The 18270-nt window shown below is 59.8% G+C and carries 17 protein-coding genes; 7 read left to right on the top strand and 10 right to left on the bottom strand.

What is annotated here, in order from left to right; translation table 11 throughout:
* The first annotated feature begins 1 nt into the window (after position 1).
* The 3 genes from stbD (at position 2) to HFD92_RS02195 (ending at position 2417) form a co-directional block, all read left to right on the top strand.
* On the top strand, positions 2 to 1327 hold the full coding sequence (stbD, locus tag HFD92_RS02205; protein ID WP_167428201.1) for a fimbrial usher protein StbD: 1326 nt from the start codon (positions 2 to 4) through the stop codon (positions 1325 to 1327).
* On the top strand, positions 1293 to 2009 hold the full coding sequence (locus tag HFD92_RS02200; protein WP_167428200.1) for a fimbrial assembly chaperone: 717 nt from the start codon (positions 1293 to 1295) through the stop codon (positions 2007 to 2009). The genes stbD and HFD92_RS02200 overlap by 35 nt, the downstream gene beginning before the upstream one ends.
* A gap of 72 nt (positions 2010 to 2081) precedes the next feature.
* A complete protein-coding gene (locus HFD92_RS02195; RefSeq protein WP_167428199.1) occupies positions 2082 to 2417 on the top strand; it encodes a gamma-glutamylcyclotransferase family protein in 336 nt (111 codons plus the stop codon).
* 178 nt (positions 2418 to 2595) lie between these two features.
* On the opposite strand, the gene HFD92_RS02190 is transcribed toward HFD92_RS02195, so the two are convergent.
* From HFD92_RS02190 to hipB, 4 genes are all read right to left on the bottom strand, one after another.
* Positions 2596 to 4641 carry an FUSC family protein gene (locus HFD92_RS02190; protein WP_167428198.1) on the bottom strand — a complete coding sequence of 682 codons (2046 nt, stop codon included), beginning with the start codon at positions 4639 to 4641 and terminating at the stop codon, positions 2596 to 2598.
* Between the two features lie 148 nt (positions 4642 to 4789).
* Positions 4790 to 5434, bottom strand: a complete 645-nt coding sequence (locus HFD92_RS02185) for a LysE family translocator (RefSeq protein ID WP_046101837.1) — start codon at positions 5432 to 5434, stop codon at positions 4790 to 4792.
* A gap of 102 nt (positions 5435 to 5536) precedes the next feature.
* Positions 5537 to 6850 carry a type II toxin-antitoxin system HipA family toxin gene (locus tag HFD92_RS02180; protein ID WP_167428197.1) on the bottom strand — a complete coding sequence of 438 codons (1314 nt, stop codon included), beginning with the start codon at positions 6848 to 6850 and terminating at the stop codon, positions 5537 to 5539.
* Positions 6850 to 7098, bottom strand: a complete 249-nt coding sequence (gene hipB, locus HFD92_RS02175) for a type II toxin-antitoxin system antitoxin HipB (RefSeq protein ID WP_009090189.1) — start codon at positions 7096 to 7098, stop codon at positions 6850 to 6852. The genes HFD92_RS02180 and hipB overlap by 1 nt, the downstream gene beginning before the upstream one ends.
* 187 nt (positions 7099 to 7285) lie before the next feature.
* Here hipB and HFD92_RS02170 point away from each other — a divergent pair, with 187 nt between their 5' ends.
* Positions 7286 to 7714 (top strand): N-acetyltransferase, encoded by a 429-nt coding sequence (locus HFD92_RS02170; protein WP_140028554.1) that lies wholly within the window; start codon positions 7286 to 7288, stop codon positions 7712 to 7714.
* A 34-nt stretch (positions 7715 to 7748) separates the two neighbouring features.
* Here HFD92_RS02170 and HFD92_RS02165 read toward each other — a convergent pair whose 3' ends face one another.
* The 4 genes from HFD92_RS02165 to HFD92_RS02150 all read right to left on the bottom strand — a co-directional run bounded on the left by HFD92_RS02165 (position 7749) and on the right by HFD92_RS02150 (position 12967).
* Entirely contained in the window at positions 7749 to 8543 is a 795-nt protein-coding gene (locus tag HFD92_RS02165) for an inositol monophosphatase family protein (RefSeq protein ID WP_009090185.1), read from the bottom strand.
* Positions 8544 to 8558: 15 nt separating this feature from the next.
* Positions 8559 to 9629 carry an ABC transporter ATP-binding protein gene (locus HFD92_RS02160; protein ID WP_167428196.1) on the bottom strand — a complete coding sequence of 357 codons (1071 nt, stop codon included), beginning with the start codon at positions 9627 to 9629 and terminating at the stop codon, positions 8559 to 8561.
* On the bottom strand, positions 9626 to 11848 hold the full coding sequence (locus HFD92_RS02155) for an iron ABC transporter permease (protein WP_009090181.1): 2223 nt from the start codon (positions 11846 to 11848) through the stop codon (positions 9626 to 9628). The genes HFD92_RS02160 and HFD92_RS02155 overlap by 4 nt, the downstream gene beginning before the upstream one ends.
* Positions 11849 to 11938: 90 nt before the next feature.
* A complete protein-coding gene (locus HFD92_RS02150; protein WP_167428195.1) occupies positions 11939 to 12967 on the bottom strand; it encodes an ABC transporter substrate-binding protein in 1029 nt (342 codons plus the stop codon).
* A gap of 214 nt (positions 12968 to 13181) precedes the next feature.
* Between HFD92_RS02150 and HFD92_RS02145 the strand changes: the two genes are divergently transcribed.
* From HFD92_RS02145 to HFD92_RS02135, 3 genes are all read left to right on the top strand, one after another.
* Complete coding sequence (locus HFD92_RS02145) at positions 13182 to 14216, top strand: LacI family DNA-binding transcriptional regulator (protein WP_167428194.1); 1035 nt, start codon at positions 13182 to 13184, stop codon at positions 14214 to 14216.
* Between the two features lie 264 nt (positions 14217 to 14480).
* On the top strand, positions 14481 to 15374 hold the full coding sequence (locus HFD92_RS02140; RefSeq protein ID WP_009090177.1) for an SDR family oxidoreductase: 894 nt from the start codon (positions 14481 to 14483) through the stop codon (positions 15372 to 15374).
* 90 nt (positions 15375 to 15464) lie between these two features.
* Positions 15465 to 17288: a glycoside hydrolase family 15 protein gene (locus HFD92_RS02135; RefSeq protein ID WP_167428193.1), complete on the top strand. Its 1824-nt coding sequence runs from the start codon at positions 15465 to 15467 to the stop codon at positions 17286 to 17288.
* A 17-nt stretch (positions 17289 to 17305) separates the two neighbouring features.
* Here the strand turns inward: HFD92_RS02135 and HFD92_RS02130 are convergent, their stop codons facing one another.
* Positions 17306 to 17776 carry an RES family NAD+ phosphorylase gene (locus HFD92_RS02130; RefSeq protein WP_167428192.1) on the bottom strand — a complete coding sequence of 157 codons (471 nt, stop codon included), beginning with the start codon at positions 17774 to 17776 and terminating at the stop codon, positions 17306 to 17308.
* A complete protein-coding gene (locus HFD92_RS02125) occupies positions 17776 to 18228 on the bottom strand; it encodes an antitoxin Xre/MbcA/ParS toxin-binding domain-containing protein (RefSeq protein ID WP_009090172.1) in 453 nt (150 codons plus the stop codon). Before HFD92_RS02125 ends, HFD92_RS02130 begins: the two co-directional genes overlap by 1 nt.
* Positions 18229 to 18270: the final 42 nt, after the last annotated feature.

The following is an 18270-nucleotide window of genomic DNA, read 5'->3' as shown; positions in this document are numbered from 1 at the left end:
TGTGAGAATCGAAAAATTACTCCTGTATATCGTGTTACTGCTGCTTAATGTGCCCGCCTGGGCGAACTGCAGCGTGGTCACCTCCACCTCTTCGCTCTCTCAGAGCGCCATCGCGGCGGGCTACACCGCCGCCAGCTGGACCGGTGCCTGCGACACCTGTTCCGGGAATGTCGGGCTGCCGTCCGTGATCAGCATTAACAGCGGAAAGACCTTTCAGCCCTCCGGCACCCTGCTGGCCAGTTCGGTGGGGAGCTTTCTCTCCTCGGCCAGCAACGTTCCCTACTCGGCTAATCAGATTCTCTACCGCTGCGCCGTGGCGGATGCCGACAGCCTGTATGAGATGTACGCCACCAACGGCGACAGTCCCTATGCCGGGCAATACATCACGTCTGAAGTGGACGGGGCTTATTATGATGTCGCCGCAAATGTCGCGGTCAGGCTGACTAACCTCTCAACCGGCGAATATTACAGCCGCTACTGGAAAGCGCGTCAGCTGACGGCCAGCGACTGGTATTCCGATGGCACCTATATCTACATCCCGGCCAGCGCCTTCAGCAATGTGCTGTATGAGATGTTTAAAATTGACTCAACCCGCTATTACGCCAGCAACAGTAATCGTTACGTGGACACCTGGACACAGCCGCGGGGTTACATCGCTTTCAAAGGTCCGGGACTCGACACCAATAGCCTCCAGGTGGGCCAGGACAGCCTCTCTTACTGGTACGGCTGGTACCGTAACTGGCCGGCAGCGTGGAGCACCTACTCTAACGTCACCTATGTGCGCGGCGCACTGTGTGAAGTTCAGGATTATCCGTCGGTGGTACTGCTGCCTACCGTGAGCGCCAGCACGCTCGCGGCAGGCGGAAAAAGCCAGGCTCCATTTACGATCACCATCCAGTGCGAATCGGGCGCACTCTCCGGCACCGCCACGTCGACGACCACTTCGGCCAATGTCGCCATGGGCTTTCTGGTTAACCAGTCTAATGCGGTTATACAGGCGAGAAATCTGGGGCTGACCACCTCGGGCGGCGGGTTAACCTGGCTGCTGGATACCCATTATGGCAGCAGCACTGCCGCCTCCGGCGTCGGTATCAGAATTTATGACAGCAACAATACCCCCATCAATTTACTGCCGGACCGCGCCAGCACCGGCACCGGCAACAGCCGCGGCTGGTATGCCTACAAAGATTTAACCTCGCAGGTCTCCTCCGGAGGCAGTGATATCTACAGCGGTGATTTTACCGCCTCCCTTGAAGCCATCAGCGGGCAAACCCTTATAGCAGGAGCAGTGAATGCGCAATTACAGGTTGTGGTCAGTTTTCAGTAACCTCATTGTGTTATCTGGCGTTCTGCTCTCGTCCAGCGTCTGGGCGGTGGTCAACGTGGATAAGACCCGGATCATCTTTAATCAGGCCGATCTGACGCAGTCGATTAACGTCGTCAACAGCGGCAACACCGAGACGTTTCTGCAACTCTGGACGGATGATGGCAACGTGACGCTGTCACCGGATGCCAGCATCACGCCCGTGCTTGTCTTGCCGCCAGTGGTAAAAATGGTTCCGGGCGAGATGCGATCGCTGCGCCTGATGCTGACTTCACGCGATGCGCTGCCCGCCGGTAAAGAGAGCCTTTTCTGGCTGAATATTTACCAGATTCCGGCGCTGAAAAAAGCGCCTGATGCGGCTGAACGCAGAGTCGTGCTGCCGCTGCGAATCCGGCTGAAGATTCTTATCCGGCCTGCGGGACTTCACGCGCCTCAGGCGACCGACCCGGAAAAGCTTCGTTTCGCCGTCACGGGAGATAAAATCACGATAACCAACCCGACGCCCTGGTTTATGAGCCTGAATGTCAAACCTCAAGGTCAGGCAGCGATTAAAAACCTGATGATCGCCCCGCACGCGGAACTGCAGGCAGAGAGCCAGGCCATGCTCTCTCCCGGAACGGCGCTGAACTATACGGTGATCAACGACCAGGGTATTCCGGTTAACTACACCACGGCTTTTAAGTGAATGTTTTGCAGGACAATGGCGTCCCGGCACGCTAAAGTTGCCTGTTTCGGTTTGCAGGCTGGATGAGGGAAAATGAAACGTTTATTTGTTTACGGCACGCTCTGCCCTGGACGTGAAAATGCGCATATCCTGGAGAATATCGGCGGAGAGTGGCTCGCCGGTTCGGTCACGGGCACCTTCTATGAACGCGGCTGGGGTGCAGCGGCTGATTTTCCTGGCATTATTCTGGATGAGCACGGGCCGCAGGTGCCGGGTTTTCTCTTTACCTCCGATAAGCTGGCGGCTCACTGGCCGATGCTGGATGCGTTTGAGGAAGGCTATGATCGCGTCGAAGTGTGCGTCTCTACCCACGATAATCAGCAGCTCAGCGCCTGGATTTATCAGCTTCAGCCCCGTGAACAGGGCTGATACCCCTCGCGCCCTGCTTCCGGGCGCGATTCTGTCAGCCCGCCTCCCTTTTCTGCCAGACATGACAAACAGCCACTATGCCGAAATCAAGTTATATGAAAAGATTTAATGTATGATGTAACTAAAATAGAGTGTCGTTATGACCTGTTCCGGGCCACCAGCCCGCGTTTCTGCCCTTTCATTCCGGCCAGCGCTGATGCGGAAACAGCGAGACCCGGATGTTAAACAGGTGGATCAGGGGCGCGACTGCCTCACTATCCTGCCGGGCCAGGGGCTCCAGACGCAGGAGCAGCAGATCAAGCTCCTCCAGCAAATCCTGATGCGGTGTTAACTGCAGCGACTTCATCTTGCGCTTCAGATAGAGCGCCAGCTCGTGAAACATCTGCGCGCTATCAATTCCATGCCGTTCCAGCACCTCGCGATAGCGCGCATAAAAGTCATAGCAGTTCGCCCCCAGCCAGGTTTCCGTAATCAGATAGCCCCCCACCACGATATCCGGCACCGGGTCGAGCCGTTTCCGCGGCAGAATGATATTCACCCTGTCGAGCATGCGTGCAATAAACTGCTGCCGTGACAGCAGCGTGGCGGCGTTACGCTCCACCATTTTGATAAACCCTAACAGATCGCGCAGGCCGCGCTGTACCGCTCTTCGCGCTATCCATGAAGGCCGTTTGTTGCGGATCAGCGCCGTCAGCACAACGGCAAACATAATCCCCACCATCGAAGAGATCGCCGCATTCAGGGTGACGATAAGGTTGGGCACGAAGTGGTGACTCAGCCCGATAAAGCCGGGGATCTGAATCGCCACGCTCAGCCCGATCAGGTTGGTGGCCGGATTCGCAATCACCAGGCTCAGCAACATCAGACCAGGCAGCAGACAGATCATCAGCGCCTGTAAGGTGTTCGCCTGCGGGATGAGAAAAGCGATGTAAAACAGGCTCACGACCAGCGCAATCATCACCCCTTTGACAAACAGCTTCATCGGCGTCACCGGCGAATCGACACCGGCAAAAAATGAACTGATAATCGCCGCCATCAGCGGTGCATTCGCCCCGTCGGCCCAGCCGCTGCCGATCCAGAAGAGACTGGAGAGAAAGGTCGCCAGAAAAGCCGTCAGCGCCGACAGCCTCAACAGCCCTTTGTCGATATGGCGATGCTCACGGATATTACGGATAGCCGCCCCGTCGCCATGACTGTAGAGATCCCCGGCGCGGGCGCTGACATTCTCATAGGCATCGGCAATGCGCACAAAGTTGGCCAGCCGCTCCAGCAGACCGATCAGCAGCAGGCTCTCCTCGGTCGCCAGTTCCCCTGCCCGCCACGACTGCTCAAGGCTGGCCTGCCCGGCATTGATCGCCTCACGCAGTCCGTTGATGTCATTGACGCGATCGTGATGCAGCCACAACAGAAACTGCTGAAACACATCGGTCACGCACGCTGGAAAACGAATGTTCAGCTCCGCCAGTACGCCCAGCCGTGACTCAATCGCGGTGAGCGTCGGCAGCAGATAGGTCAGATGCTGATACTGCACGCTGACCAGACGGATGACGTTACGCGCCGCCTCCCCCTCATAGACACAGTGGGTCAGCAGCGTTTCAACGTTCAGCGGATAACCGGCCATCTGAATCAGGATATCTTCCCGCTCCAGTGATTTGTTCTTTGCCATTCCGCTGATCAGCTCATCGCATAGCCTGCGCGCATTCTGAAACCAGAGATTCACGCTCTGGCCGAGCAGATGATGCATCGACACCGGAAACACCAGCCGGTGAACCAGGGTGCTGCAGAGAATGCCGAGCGTGATCTCCTCAATACGTGAAATGACCGTATTGATAATGGCTGACGGCGTATCCACGTCGGGAAAGCCCATAATGGCGGCGCTATACCCGCCCAGCATAAAGATGTAGCTCTTTGGCGTGCGGTCATGCAGCGAGAGATAGAGGCAGACCGTTACCCACAGTGACACGCAGAGGCTGAACAGAACCGGCGACTGCACCGTTTCGGGGTAGATCAGCAGAATAAAGAGGCCCCCCAGCAGCGTACCCAGCAGACGAAACAGGGATTTAGACACGGTTGAGGCCGCATAGAGCTGTGAAGTCACAAAAACGGTCGTGAGCGCCCAGGCAGGTTTTTCAAAGTTAAGAAGCAGCGCCACAGAGAGTGCAATAAACGCGGCAAGAGAAGTTTTGCAGGCAAACAAAACCGCGTTTTTGGTAAACCATTTCATCGAATGAGAGCAACCAGGAGCTTTCTGAGGCGCGTATCCTGACAGATGCGCCTGCGTTTTACTCTCAGTTAACTTATACAAATTATTACCGGCCTGACGGGGCCGGTTTCAGGGGAGACAGGTCTGGTTCGGGCGGGATGAAAAGCGGTTAACGACGCGTCAGCGCCAGACGGATGCCCAGCCCGATAAAGGTGGCACCCACCACCCGATCGAGCGCCTTCTGCAGGGTCTGATTCTTCGCAACGGCGCCAGCGGCACCGCCCGCCAGCAGGGCAAACAGCACATCCGTTATCAGGCCCGTCAGCGCATAGGCCAGACCCAGCAGCAGAAAGGAGACGGCATGATGATCGCCCTCCACCGTCACAAACTGAGGAAAGAAGGCGATGAAGAACAGCAGCACTTTGGGATTGGTTATCGAGGTAATAAAGCCGCGCAGCAGCAGCTGACGGGTTTCAGTCTGTGCGACCGCCTCCACTCCCTCCGGCCTGACGACGTGACGGACGCGGAACGTCGCCACGATCATCTTCGTCCCCAGATAGATCAGGTAGGCTGCACCCGTATATTTAATGACGGTGAACAGCAGCGGCGAGGCCGCAATCAGCGCCGTTAAGCCCAGCGCACTGGCAACCGCATGCGTACAGCTTCCCAGCGCCACGCCCGACGCCGAGAGAACACCGGCCTGTCGCCCCCGAGCCACACTTTGTCCGACAACATAAGCGAGATCGGGGCCCGGCGTAATGCAGAGCAGCACCACCGACGCCAGAAACAGCGGAAAATGAACAATATCCAGCATGAAAACTCCTGACAGCAATAAGATTTAACCTTTCGTTAACTTATCAGCCCGGACGCCCTTTTCCAAATGCCATCATCCTCTTACCGGTGTGCGCGCTCTCCATCACGTTCTGTGCCGTAACCGCTCCAGCATGATCAGGGAGTGACTGAAAATGGCGTCGGCGATGTGCTGCGGAAAATCGGCGGGCAGCGCCTCCCGCACCGAAACCACCGCCTGGGGAAAGGCCCGGATAAAGAAGTCAAAAATCTCCTCTATACTGGCCGGATCAAAACTGACGCGCTTTGCCGTGGCGATAAAATGGCGCGGATAGATTTTGTCGATCGCCATCTTTTTACCTTTGGTGGCGCACAGCCCCATCGCCAGCTTCAGCGCCCGCTTGTTGAGGCCGGTGCCACCCAGTACCGGATAGGCTGAGATGACGTCATAAAATGGCGTCAGCCGGTAACTGCCGCCGCGCTCAATAAACAGGGAGAAGTTTTTTGCATGGCCATCGGTTGCGCCGATCAGCCACTGGAAAACCTGAAACTGCATAAAGCGGTAGCGATCCGCTATCGCCTGGCTGGAGCCCATCAGCAGCTGCATGATCGTCTCTATGCCCGGCCCGCCGTCTGACTCATATTTGGTTGAGGATGGCAGCCCCAGCGCCTGGCAGATATCCTCCTGCGGCAGCCGGATCAGCCGGGTCTTATCGCGGGACCAGCGCCGGTCAAACCGCTCCACCGCCAGCGCCCGCATCGCCCCGGCGCGGATAATGGTCGCCTGCGGCACCGCCATTCCCAGCGCCCGGGCCAGCGCCAGACAGAGATACTCATTCTCCACGCTTTCGCGCATATCCAGGGTGGCGGCAGGCTGCTTAATCTCCCCGATGGGCAGCTTGATGATGTGGGAGGTGGGCGTCGCCCCGGCCGGAATGCTCCAGCCCTCATCGGTCAGCAGCAGGGCCGTTTTCTCCTGCGCGCCCGCCACCGAGATGCGAAAATCGGTCTCTTCACGCAGCATCCCCAGCGGAATATCGGACTGATAGGCCGACAACACCTTCTCCAGCCGCGCCTCATCCAGCACCTCATAGCGTGCCTGCAGCGGCGGCAGCGCCATCTCCGGCGGCAGCAGCATGGTCGCGCCAACGCTGTCACGTCCCACCTCCTGCAGCAGATCAAACGGCTGGCGGGATTTTATCTGATAGCGCGCCACAATCCGGTCACGGATCGCCGGGCTGTCAGGCAGCAGGTTATCGAAAAAGTTAATCACGGCGGCGGAGGTGATCGGCCTGACCTGCAGCGGCATAGAGAGGGAAAGGGGACGCGCCAGCGGATTGCGCAGCCAGCCTGCATCATACTCAAACTCATGTGCGCCGTTTCGCTGCCGGGTCAGCACCCCCACCCGCTCGCCGTTCATCCAGGCCATCAGCTTCTGCATCACCAGTCATCCTCGTCATTGAGTGGCGCTGGCGCCGGTGCCGCTTTTTCCTGAACCTCCAGGCTCAGCTCCAGCGACTGCAGCAGCTTAAACAGCGTAGCCAGCGAGGTGCTGTCAGGTGCATTTTCAAAGTGAGAGATCGTCGCCTGCTTCAGGCCCACTTTTTTTGCCAGCTCACTCTGGGTCCAGCCGTTGCGCTGGCGGATAAGTTTCAGCCGGTTTGCCAGCTGAATCGGACTATATATCATGGGTGACTCCTTCTGGATCACAGAGGGTAAGCATAGCGCAGCCGTATTATCCCCGAAAGGGTATAAATGTGCTTTTATCCTCTTTAAGGGATAAGTTATCTTTTATACCCTGTAGAGGATAATGAGGAATTTATCCCTCGTAAGGGATAATTCAGGACGCATAATCCACGGAGAAAAGAGGAAGAGAATGAGCAGATTCAGCATCACCCATCAGATCAGCGAGCAGGACCGCGAAGCATTACTGGCAGGACTCGGCGGGTACAACCGGCAGTTTATCCAGACTGAGAACTGGGGGCCGCTGTCGGTCATGCATCGCGACACACAGGGGACATTACGGGGCGGATTAATCGCGTCCCGCAAAGGAAACTGGCTCTGTATCGATTTTCTGTGGGTGGACGAGACGCTGCGGGGCAGCGGTCTGGGCAGTGAACTGCTCAGCGCGGCGGAACAGGCGGCGGTGACGGACGGATGTCTCTGTGCGCTGGTGGATACGTTCAGCTTTCAGGCGCTGCCGTTCTATCAGAAGCAGGGATATCAGCAGCAGATGTCCCTGCCCGACTTTCCGCAGACCGGCATGCAGCGTCACTATCTGACGAAAACACTCCGGCCGGCATAACCACACCGATCCGCATCGCGCTGGCGTGACAGGGTCACAGACCGGCGATGCGGCGCAGGTCGGCTTCGGCACCGGGTGCCACGGCAAGAACCTGCGCACCGCGGGTAAGGCGGTCGCCTTCAGTATTAAACGGGTGATACCAGCCGCCCGCCTCTTTCACCAGGCAGTAGCCCGCCAGACAATCCCAGGCGTGCATATAGGGCTCGTAGTAACCCACCACCCGTCCGGCGGCCACCCATGCCAGCATCAGCGCGCCGGAACCCAGTCGGATAAAGTTACCGCCTGCCGTCAGCAATGCGGCCACGATCTCGCCAACCTGCTGCGGGGTCACGTGACTGTTCGCCCCGAATCCGGTAACGTGGTTTTGCAGCGTGCGCGCCGGATCGACGGCCAGACGGCGACCATTGAGCGTCGCGCCCTGCCCCAGCGCCGCGACGTAGCATTCATCATAGAGGGGGGCAAAGATCACCCCGATGACCGGCAGGTCGCCGCGCAGCACGGCCACCGAAACACACCAGTTTGGCATCCCGTTCAGAAACGGGCTGGTGCCATCGATAGGATCGACTACCCAGGTGTAGTCCGATGCTCCCGGCTGCAGACCGCTCTCCTCACCCAGAAATCCATCATCGGGAAAGGCGGCGCGGAGATGGGCCGCGATCTGCTGCTCCACGTCGCGGTCAGCAATCGAGACCACATCCTGCAGATCATATTTGGTTTCCACCACCAGCGTCTCGCGACGGTTAAAGTAGGAAAGCGCGGTCGCGCCGCCTTCACGGGCAACGGCCTCAGCGACAGCCAGACGCGCCATTATTTCATCATGTGATGCCATGCCAGCTCCTCAGTTTTAATCAGATTCGTGCGCGATCAGGGCCAGCCCCTGCGCCCTGAAGTTAACGCCAACCCTGGTGGCGAGCGGGAGACGCTGCTCCATCAGCGGATCGATAATGAACAGCGCGCCCAGTTCAGTGGCCACTTCATATTCGATATGGTCACCCAGCCAGGTGCTGTGGGTGATCTCCCCCTGCAGTGCGCCCTGTCCGTCGCCGGAGAGGGTCATGAAGCGGGGCCGCACCGCCAGCTGAGCCGGGCCGGTCCGCATTCCCGCTCCGGGCAGCCGGAAGCGCTGCGTGCCGAGACGGATCAGCGCCTCTTCCGCGCCGGCCTGCTCTACCTCACAGGGCAGAATGTTCGCCTCACCCATAAAGTCCGCGATAAAGACCGAACGGGGAGAATGGTAAAGCGTCTCCGGCGTCCCCTCCTGAGCAATATCCCCCTCTTTCATGACAATAATCTTATCGGAGACCGCCAGCGCCTCCTCCTGGTCATGGGTGACATAGACCGCAGTAAAGCCGAGCCGCTGCTGCAGATCGCGGATATCGGTGCGCACCTGACGGCGCAGACGCTCATCCAGGTTCGACAGCGGTTCATCGAGCAGCAGCACCTGCGGCTCCAGCACCAGCGCGCGCGCCACCGCAATGCGCTGCTGCTGCCCGCCGGAAAGCTCCGAGGGCAGCCGCTGCCCCTGACTCTCCAGCCCCACCAGCTTCAGCCCCTCACGCGCCCGATCCTGCGCCTCGCGCCGGCTCATCCCCGAGGCGCTCAGCCCATAGAGAATGTTGTCGAGGGCGTTCATGTGCGGAAACAGCGCGTAGGATTGAAAGACCATCGCCACGTCCCGCGCGTTGGCGGGCAGATGGGTAACATCCTTACCGCCTATCAGGATGCGGCCCGCGTCAGGATGTTCCAGCCCGGCCAGCAGCCGCAGCGTGGTGGTCTTGCCGCAGCCGGAGGGGCCGAGCAGCGTCACCAGCGTGCCGGGCTCCACGGTGAGTGACAGATCCGGCACCGCACTGAAGCCGGCAAAACGTTTTGAGACATGGTCAAAAACCACCGATCCGGCCTGATGTGTCGTCATACGGTGCTCTCCTGAGTCAGGGTGGATGCAGAGGGAGTGGCGGCGAGGGCCGCCGGTCGGGTAACACGGCGCAGGCGGCGTTCGCCCACCAGCAGCTGGAAGAGACCAATAATCAGCAGCATCACCAGAATCAGGACCGAGGAGTAGGCAATGGCGACGCCATATTCACCGTTCTCCACCAGCCCGACAATGTACGAGGTCGCCATGTTGTACTGCGCGCTGACCAGGAAGATCACCGCGCTGATGGAGGTAATGGCGCGCACAAAGGCGTACACCAGCGCCGCGCTGATGGCCGGTTTCAGCAGCGGCAGCACCACCTTGCGCAGGGTACGGAAACTGGTTGCGCCCAGCGTGAGTGACGCTTCATCCAGGCTTTTATCCAGCTGGCTCATCGCCGCAATGCCGCCACGCACCCCGACGGGCATGTTACGGAAGACAAAACAGGCAATCAGAATCATCGCGGTGCCGGTTATCTCCAGCGGCGGCAGGTTATAGGCCATGACATAGCTCACGCCGATAACCGTACCGGGAATGGCAAAGCTCAGCATCAGCATGAACTCAAAGGTCTGCCGTCCGGCAAAGCGCTGACGCACGATCAGCCAGGCGGTCAGCAGCCCGACAATCGCCGTGAGAGGCGCCGCAATCAGGGCAATCTCCAGCGTCGTCCAGAAGGAGTTCCACGCCACGCCCTGCCACACCAGCTCCCCCTGAGTGAGGGTGACACGGAAGGCGCGGATGTAGTGATCCAGCGTCAGGCTGTTGTCGAGCCCCCAGGAGTGGACAAAGCCACCAATGAGGATCATGCCGTAGATCACCAGAGTAAAGAGTCCCCATGGGATCACCATCCCGTATACGCCAAATCTGACCGGACGCGGCAGCATGGCATGACGGCCGCCGTCGCCTTTCCCGGTGACGGTGGTAAAACTTTTCCCGGCAAGCCAGAGACGCTGCAGCAGAAAGGCCGCCAGCGTGAAAGCCAGCAGGATCATCGCCAGCACCGCCGCACGGCTCGGGTCGTTTTGCGCGCCGACCACTGAAAAGAAGATCTCCGTAGAGAGCACGCCGTGACTGCCGCCCAGCACCATCGGATTGCCGAAGTCCGCCATGCTTTCGATAAAGCTGATCAGAAAGGCGTTGGCCAGCCCCGGAGCCATCAGCGGCAGCGACACGCGGGAGAAGGTCCGCCAGCGGCTGGCTCGCAGCGTCTGCGACGCCTCCTCCAGTGAGGGACTGACGCCCTCGACCACCCCGATCAGCACCAGGAAGGCCACCGGCGTAAACGAGAGCACCTGCGCAATCCAGATCCCGGTCAGCCCGTAGAGCCAGCGTCCCGGCGCAATGCCGAACAGCGACGCCAGCGACTCGGTGACCACGCCAGAGCGGCCAAACAGCAAAATCAGCGCCAGACCGATGACAAACGGCGGCGTGATAATCGGCAGGACGGTGAGCATCCGCAGCGCTTTCTTACACGGCAGTGCCGTGCGCGTCGCCGCCAGCGCAAACGCCAGCCCCAGCAGCGTCGAGCCGCTGGCCGTCATCAGCGCCAGTCCCAGCGTTCGCCAGGCCGTCCCGCAGTTGCCGCCGGTAAAACAGCCGAGGCTCCAGATGGCCGGGTCCTGCAGGCTGGCGATCAGCCCATCGGGTTTAAAGCTGCCATCGCTGTCCTGCACCGCGGCGACAAACAGGCTGAGCACCGGATAGAGCACGAAGGTGGTGACCAGCGCCACCAGCAGCACAATCGCCGCCACCACAAAGGCATCGCCTTTCAGGACACCGCGCTCTGCCAGCGCAAAGGCAAAGATCAGCAGAAAAACGGTCAGCAGCAGTAAGGCCCCCGCGCCCATGGCGGGCTGTCCCTGAGCCAGCGGCCCGGTAAGGTGCTCCAGCCACAGCCAGTTCCAGCCGCTGAAACCAATGGCATGCCCCTCCAGCAGCAGAAACAGGATGCCGGAGACGCTGAACAGCAGCAGCAGCGTGCTGCGGGTCCGGCCGGGAGGCAGAAAGGCGCAGGCGGTAACGCCTCCCCACAGCGCCACGGCGACCAGAAGCCAGGGCTGCTGAGCGAGCTGCCACAGGGCCGGTGCACTGTTCTCCTCCGCAGAACGAAAGAGCCAGTCACCCGCAAAGAATCCCTGCTCCAGGCTGTACCAGGGCAGCAGCGTCAGGGCCACGGCCCCCGCCAGCAGCGCGCCGGTTAAACGGCGATTGTGCGCATTCATACATCACCTCGATTGGAGAAGCGGACAACTGGCTGATGCCACCGCGGTTCGGCCCGTGCCCGGCGTCTGATGGCCGGGCGGTGCCACGCTTCAGTGCGCGCTGGCACCAATCTCTCTGTCCCAGCGCCCCAGCAGCGCTTTGCGTTTCGCCGAGTCGCCATAGGTTTTGAAGTCATAATCGATCAGGCGGATGTTCTCGAAACGCGGCGCATACTCGGAGATTTCCGCCTGACGGTTGGAGGGCAGCTGGAACGATTTCGCCTCTTTCATATGGGACTGCGCATCCGCACTCAGCGCCCAGTCATACCAGGCCCGGGCATTCGCCAGGTTGCGCGCCCCTTTGATAATCGACATGGAGCCAATCTCATAGCCGGTGCCTTCACAGGGGGCGACAGGTTTGATCGGGAAGCCTTCAACTTCCATCGCAACCGCATCGTGCATAAAGACAATCCCGACGGTGGTTTCACCGCGCGCAGCCGCTTTTACCGGTGCCGAGCCGGACTTGGTGTATTGCGAGATATTGGCGTTGAGCTTCTTCAGGTAGGCAAAGGCGTCATCTTCCCCCATGATCTGCACCAGCGTCGCCAGCGTGTTGTACGCCGTGCCGGAGGAGTTGGGGTTGGCGATCTGAATCTCGCCCTTAAAACCGGGATCAAGGAGATCCGCCCAGCAGGCAGGCACCTTCAGCTTTTTCTCCGCCAGCAGGCGGGTGTTGTAGCCCCAGCCCAGCGCACCGGCATAGACGCCAACGGTCCGGTAACCGGAAATTTCCGCCACCTTCTGTGACCAGGGCTGCTGCTGGTCAAGTAAAGGGGACTTGTAGGGCTGGCTCAGCCCCTCTTCTGCGGCCTGCATGTGCGGATCGCCGGTGCCCGCCCACCAGATATCGGTGCGGGGATTGCGCGCCTCGCTGCGGATTCGGGCGTAGGCTTCACCGGCTGAGAGCCGCACCATGCTGAGCCGGATATCGGGATGAGACTGGCTGAACAGCGTGGTCATCTGTTCACACACCACCACATCGGCGGAGCAGATCATATTAAGGCTGCCCGCCGCCGTGGCCGCAAACGGCAACACCGGGCAACTGACGATAACAGCAGCGAGCAGAGAGGAATAACGCATGGGATTCTCCTTGAGGCCGGATGATGAGGGCGTGCGCCAGCTTTTGCACATGTGTGCAAAGTAGTACGGCGACCCTGTCATGCTGTCAATTCACTTGTTGAGCAATTGTCAGTCGCTGTCACAAATTTGAAACATTCGCTGCCCTGTTATCTTTTGCACACCCTTGCATTTTCAGGCAGACTCAGTGCGGTTAACGGCAGGACGAGGAGAGAAGATGCAGCAGCCCAGGGCAGTGGTGAGTGCACAGGATGTGGCAGATCGGGCGGGCGTCTCGCGCTCGGCGGTCTCCCGCACCTTTACACCGGGGGCCAGCGTGTCGGACGCCACCCGGCAGCGGGTAATAAAAGCGGCGGAAGAGCTGGGCTATCACGTCAATCATCTGGCGCGCGGCCTGGTACGAAACCGCAGCGGCATTGTCTGCCTGATCGCCTCAGAGGTGGATACGCCCTACCGTGCCAGCCTGGTGCGCTGGATGACCCAGTATCTGCAGGAAGCGGGCAAGGTGGCGATGCTGATTAACACCGACCGGTCGGATGAGCGGGTTTCCGCCGCGCTGCAGCAGGCGATCCATTTCCGCGCCGACGCCTCGATCATTCTCTCCGGCATGCCTGACAGTGGCATTACCCGGCTCTGCTACCGGCACGGTCAGCAGCTGGTGCTGATTAACCGCGACGACGCCCTGCCCGGCACGCTCAGCCTTAACCTCGACTCCCGTCCGGCGGCGGAGATGGCGGTTAACGCCTTTCTGCGCGCGGGCTGCAGCCGCATCGCCTTTGTGAATTCGCTGGCGGGAACGCCGAGCCTGCTGAAACGGGAAGCCGATTTTCTGACTGCGGCGCAGCAGGCCGGCATTGCCGTGCAGGTGGAACGGTTCGGCAGCACCTCCTATGAGAGCGGACAGATTCTGGCGCAGCGTCTGCTGACGCGCAGCGTCCGCCCGGATGCGGTCTGTTGCGCCACCGACCTGCTCGCCTGCGGCTTTATGGATGAGGCGCGTCACCGTTTTGCGCTGCGTATCCCGGAGGATCTCTGCATCATCGGACACGACAACATCGCGCAGTCGGGCTGGAGCGCCTACGACCTCACCACCTTTGCGCAGCCGGTAGAGCAGTTCGCCCGCGATGCGATTGACTGGCTGGTGGCGGCAGAGGCGCAACCGGAAAGTCTCCTGCCACGAACAGAACAGCCGCAGGCACGGAAAATATATCCGGTCGATGTGGTCTGGCGGGGTTCGGTGCGCGGCGGATGAGCGCCATTCTTTATTTTCAGCCGGTACGTTATTTCTCAGCGAAATAATTGAGTACCGGTTTTACGCTTCGCTTTAAATAGCGATCTCCTGCCCGGAAAAATATTCGGCCGCTTCGCCCCGCAATCGCGATTTCCTGTCTACGCTTTATCTGCATTATTAATTTACTCTGGTTTTATCTGCTCAATGAATCAGCAGTCAGATGTGACAAACATCACATTTGTGCCAGGCTTACAGTCTCAGATAACACTGTTCAAGGAGCATACAATGGCCACACCCACTAACAAGACGCTCGATCTGGATCATTTTCCTAAGCCTCCTTTTGAGGATCAGCCCCAGCAGGCGCCAGGCCTTGCCAGCAAAATGGTTCCGGTTCCCGATCACGGTGAAACCAGCTACCGTGGCACCGGTCGTCTGACCGGACGTAAAGCGCTGATCACCGGCGGCGACTCCGGGATTGGCCGTGCCGTTGCGATTGCTTATGCCCGTGAAGGCGCCGATGTGGTGATTAACTACCTGCCGGAAGAACAGCCGGATGCCGATGAAGTGGTTAAATTAATCGAAGCGGAAGGCCGTAAAGTTTTCGCTATTCCCGGTGACATTCGTTCAGAAGAATTCTGTCAGCAGCTGGTCAAAGAGGCGGCCGACAAATTAGGCGGTCTGGATATTCTGGTTAATAACGCCGGTCGTCAGCAATTTAATGAGTCCATTCGTACCCTGAGTACAGAAGATTTTGACGCGACGTTTAAAACCAACGTTTATGCAATGTTCTGGATCACCAAAGCGGCGCTGGAATATCTGCCACGCGGCGCATCCATTATTAACACCTCGTCAGTGCAGGCGTTTAAACCCAGCGATATCCTGCTGGACTATGCGCAGACCAAAGCGGCGATTGTGGCCTTTACCAAATCCCTGGCGAAACAGCTGGGCGGCGACGGCATCCGCGTCAACGCGGTAGCGCCGGGTCCATACTGGACCGCACTGCAATCCAGCGGCGGGCAGCCTATGGAGAAAGTGAAGCAGTTTGGTGCCGACTCACCGATGGGCCGTCCGGGCCAGCCGGTTGAGATCGCCCCGCTCTACGTCACCCTGGCCTCGACCGAGAGCAGCTACTCCTCCGGTCAGGTCTGGTGCTCTGATGGCGGCACCGGCACCCTGTAATCCCCTTCTGGTGGCCGCGTAAAGCGGCCATTTTTTTGTCCTGCCTCTCTCCCCCTCCGAATCGTTGTGCCTGGTATAAGGAAAAAGAACATGAAAAACCCGGTTTTTCATTCGCCGGTCAGAAAAGAAGGTTTTGCGGGGCTGGGCGACTATGCCGCCATTGGTGAAGGCCGTTCGGTGGCGCTGATTGCGCCGGATGGCTCCATTGACTGGTGGTGTGCCCCCAATCTCGATGCGAAACCGCTGTTTGATCGCCTGCTGGACGCCGGGCTGGGCGGCTACTTTCAGGTCGTCCCGCGCGGCAGCTATCAGGTTACGCGACGCTATCGTGACAACAGCAACGTGCTGGAGACCCGCTTTGACACCGACAGCGGCGCCGTCCTGCTTACCGAATCGATCAACAGCACGCTGGCGGGCCGTCTGCCCTGGTGTGAGCTGGCCCGCCGCATCGAAGGCGTTGAGGGCGAGGTGGAGTTGCAGATCACGCTGCGCTTCGGCACCGCCGCTGAAACCCGTTCCCCCTGGGTGGCCGACAATGAGAAAGGCAAGGTGTTTCACATCGCCGAAACGATGGCGATGTTCCGCTCCAGCGACGACATCACCATTACCGAACTGGATGATGAACAGGTCTGCGCCACGCTGCGCACCACCGCCGGTTCGCGCTCGCTCTGCGCCCTGCTGATCACCGAAAAGGAGCCGCTGGCCGTGCCGCCGCTGGAGGCTATCGACCAGCGGATTGAAACCAGCCACACCGGCTGGACCAGCTGGGTGGAGAGCCTGAGTTATGACGGCAGCTACCCGGCGCTGGTCAGGCGCTCTGCCCTGTCGCTGAAGTTTCTCTGGTACTCCCCGACCGGCGCGCTGGCCGCCGCGGCCACCACGTCGCTGCCGGAGGGCATCGGCGGCGAGAAAAACTATGACTACCGCTACGCCTGGGTGCGGGACGCCTGCCTGATTATCAAAGCCTTTGTCTATCTCGGCGCGCTGGAAGATTGCAAGGCGGCCTTCTCCTGGCTGTCACAGACCATCATCCGTCACGGCGTCAGGCTGCGCGCCTGCTATACCCTGAATGGCGATGAGGTGCCCGCCGAGCGTTATCCGCCCCTGAGCGGCTATCAGCATTCTCAGCCGGTGCGCATCGGCAACAATGCCCGCGATCAGCTGCAGCTCAGTATGTATGGCGATATGCTCATGACCGCGCAGCGCTTTATTGAAGCGGGGCACGTGCTGGATATCACCACCTCACGCCTGCTGGGCGACCTGGCGAACTGCTGCGCCGACAACTGGCGACAGAAAGATTGCGGCATCTGGGAGCTGCCGGAGCTGCAGCACTATACCCACTCCAAAATGGCCTGCTGGATAGCGCTGGATCGGGCGGTGGCGCTGGCGGAAAGTAAACATATCGAACCGACCTGGCTGGGCCGCTGGCAGCGGGAACGTGACCGCATCCGCGACTGGATTGAGTCGCACTGCTGGTCGGAAAAGCTACAGGCTTATCTCTTTTACGCCGGCAGTGATGCACGCCTGGACGCCTCGCTGGCGCTGGTTCACAGCTATGGCAATGCGGTAAATCCGCAGCGAATGCTCGCCACCTACCGTGCTATCCGGCAGAAGCTGGGCGACGGCAGCGCCATGCTCTATCGCTACAGCGGTGCCAGGCAGGAGGAGAGTACCTTTCTCGCCTGCGCCTTCTGGCTGGTGGAAGCCTGGGTCCAGATGGGTGACACGAATCAGGCGGAACAGGCGATGCAGGAGATTCTGGCGACGCTGGACGGTCAGGGTAACGTCGATATCTTTAATGAGATGTATGACGTCCGCAGTCAGAGCTGGCGTGGCAACATGCCACAGGGACTGAGCCATCTGGCGCTGATCTGCGCGGCACAGGCGCTATCGGAATCAAAAGGAGAGGTTTAAGAAAGGCATCAGGGTGACTATTGCAGTTGGAAGCGCGGGTCGAAGAAAAACGGCTCCACGACCGCTTTCGCAATGATGCCCGCCGCTGCCGGATGACGGGGATTGAACAGCGCATTCCACTCACCGGTCAGCGTGCTGGGCACTTTGAGTATCAGGCCGTTCTCCAGGCTGGCGAGCCACTCATCGCCGATCTGCCGGGTGGACGCGGGCGCGGGGTCGGCCTGCCACTCATCCGGCAGCGCCGTCAGTGCCAGTTCGGTGATCAGGGACTCCGGCACGCTGATCGCGATCATGCTGTAGTCGCGTGACAGATCCTGAATGGTGAGATGCACCAGTGCCTCCAGCACGCAGAGCGCCCGGCTCGACCCCAGGTAGACACAGACCGATCCCACCGAATTCCAGCGCCCGCCATACGTGCGGGCACCAAAACCATCAAAGGCGGTCATCGCATATTCACGCTTCACCAGGCGAAAAAAGGGAACCGCCATCAGGTGATGACACCGTGCTCGAGCTGGCCGATCAGGTTTATCACCGCTTCCGCCCCTGCCACCGTGGTGGTCATCTCCGCCGGTTTTTTTCCGCCCAGCGCTTTGGCGGGCGTTTCCAGCCACTGCACCAGACGCGCCCTGTCGTCGCGGAACAGGTTGCTGGCGGCAGAGAGAACGCGAATCAGCATGTAGATGCGTCCGCTCTGGTCGGGCGAAAAGGTCTGCGCCGGATCTTTCACTTTGCGGTTGTAGGTGGTGCGATCGATGCCCGCCAGACGGCACAGCCACCCCTCGTCGAAGGTGGACAACGACGCGGTGCGTTTCAGCACGCCGCTGCTGAACCCTGTCGCGATACGCTGATGCGCATCCGGCAGGGTTTCCGGCAGGTTAAGGGCATGCAGCAGCGACGCGTGGCGGCGAGGCTGAGCGGGTGTGTAGATGGCGATGGACATAGCAGCCCTCCTGTTCATTTGATTTTTATTTTAGCGCAAATG

The organism is Pantoea sp. EKM101V, assembly GCF_011800325.1.
GTDB lineage: Bacteria > Pseudomonadota > Gammaproteobacteria > Enterobacterales > Enterobacteriaceae > Pantoea > Pantoea anthophila.
This window is presented reverse-complemented; position numbering and strand designations above follow the sequence as displayed.

Coding starts and splice junctions, on each gene's coding strand:
- HFD92_RS02200 (WP_167428200.1), top strand. CDS start 1,293: ATGCGCAATTACAGGTTGTGGTCAGTTTTCAGTAACCTCATTGTGTTA.
- HFD92_RS02195 (WP_167428199.1), top strand. CDS start 2,082: ATGAAACGTTTATTTGTTTACGGCACGCTCTGCCCTGGACGTGAAAAT.
- HFD92_RS02190 (WP_167428198.1), bottom strand. CDS start 4,641: ATGAAATGGTTTACCAAAAACGCGGTTTTGTTTGCCTGCAAAACTTCT.
- HFD92_RS02185 (WP_046101837.1), bottom strand. CDS start 5,434: ATGCTGGATATTGTTCATTTTCCGCTGTTTCTGGCGTCGGTGGTGCTG.
- HFD92_RS02180 (WP_167428197.1), bottom strand. CDS start 6,850: ATGCAGAAGCTGATGGCCTGGATGAACGGCGAGCGGGTGGGGGTGCTG.
- hipB (WP_009090189.1), bottom strand. CDS start 7,098: ATGATATATAGTCCGATTCAGCTGGCAAACCGGCTGAAACTTATCCGC.
- HFD92_RS02170 (WP_140028554.1), top strand. CDS start 7,286: ATGAGCAGATTCAGCATCACCCATCAGATCAGCGAGCAGGACCGCGAA.
- HFD92_RS02165 (WP_009090185.1), bottom strand. CDS start 8,543: ATGGCATCACATGATGAAATAATGGCGCGTCTGGCTGTCGCTGAGGCC.
- HFD92_RS02160 (WP_167428196.1), bottom strand. CDS start 9,629: ATGACGACACATCAGGCCGGATCGGTGGTTTTTGACCATGTCTCAAAA.
- HFD92_RS02155 (WP_009090181.1), bottom strand. CDS start 11,848: ATGAATGCGCACAATCGCCGTTTAACCGGCGCGCTGCTGGCGGGGGCC.
- HFD92_RS02150 (WP_167428195.1), bottom strand. CDS start 12,967: ATGCGTTATTCCTCTCTGCTCGCTGCTGTTATCGTCAGTTGCCCGGTG.
- HFD92_RS02145 (WP_167428194.1), top strand. CDS start 13,182: ATGCAGCAGCCCAGGGCAGTGGTGAGTGCACAGGATGTGGCAGATCGG.
- HFD92_RS02140 (WP_009090177.1), top strand. CDS start 14,481: ATGGCCACACCCACTAACAAGACGCTCGATCTGGATCATTTTCCTAAG.
- HFD92_RS02135 (WP_167428193.1), top strand. CDS start 15,465: ATGAAAAACCCGGTTTTTCATTCGCCGGTCAGAAAAGAAGGTTTTGCG.
- HFD92_RS02130 (WP_167428192.1), bottom strand. CDS start 17,776: ATGGCGGTTCCCTTTTTTCGCCTGGTGAAGCGTGAATATGCGATGACC.
- HFD92_RS02125 (WP_009090172.1), bottom strand. CDS start 18,228: ATGTCCATCGCCATCTACACACCCGCTCAGCCTCGCCGCCACGCGTCG.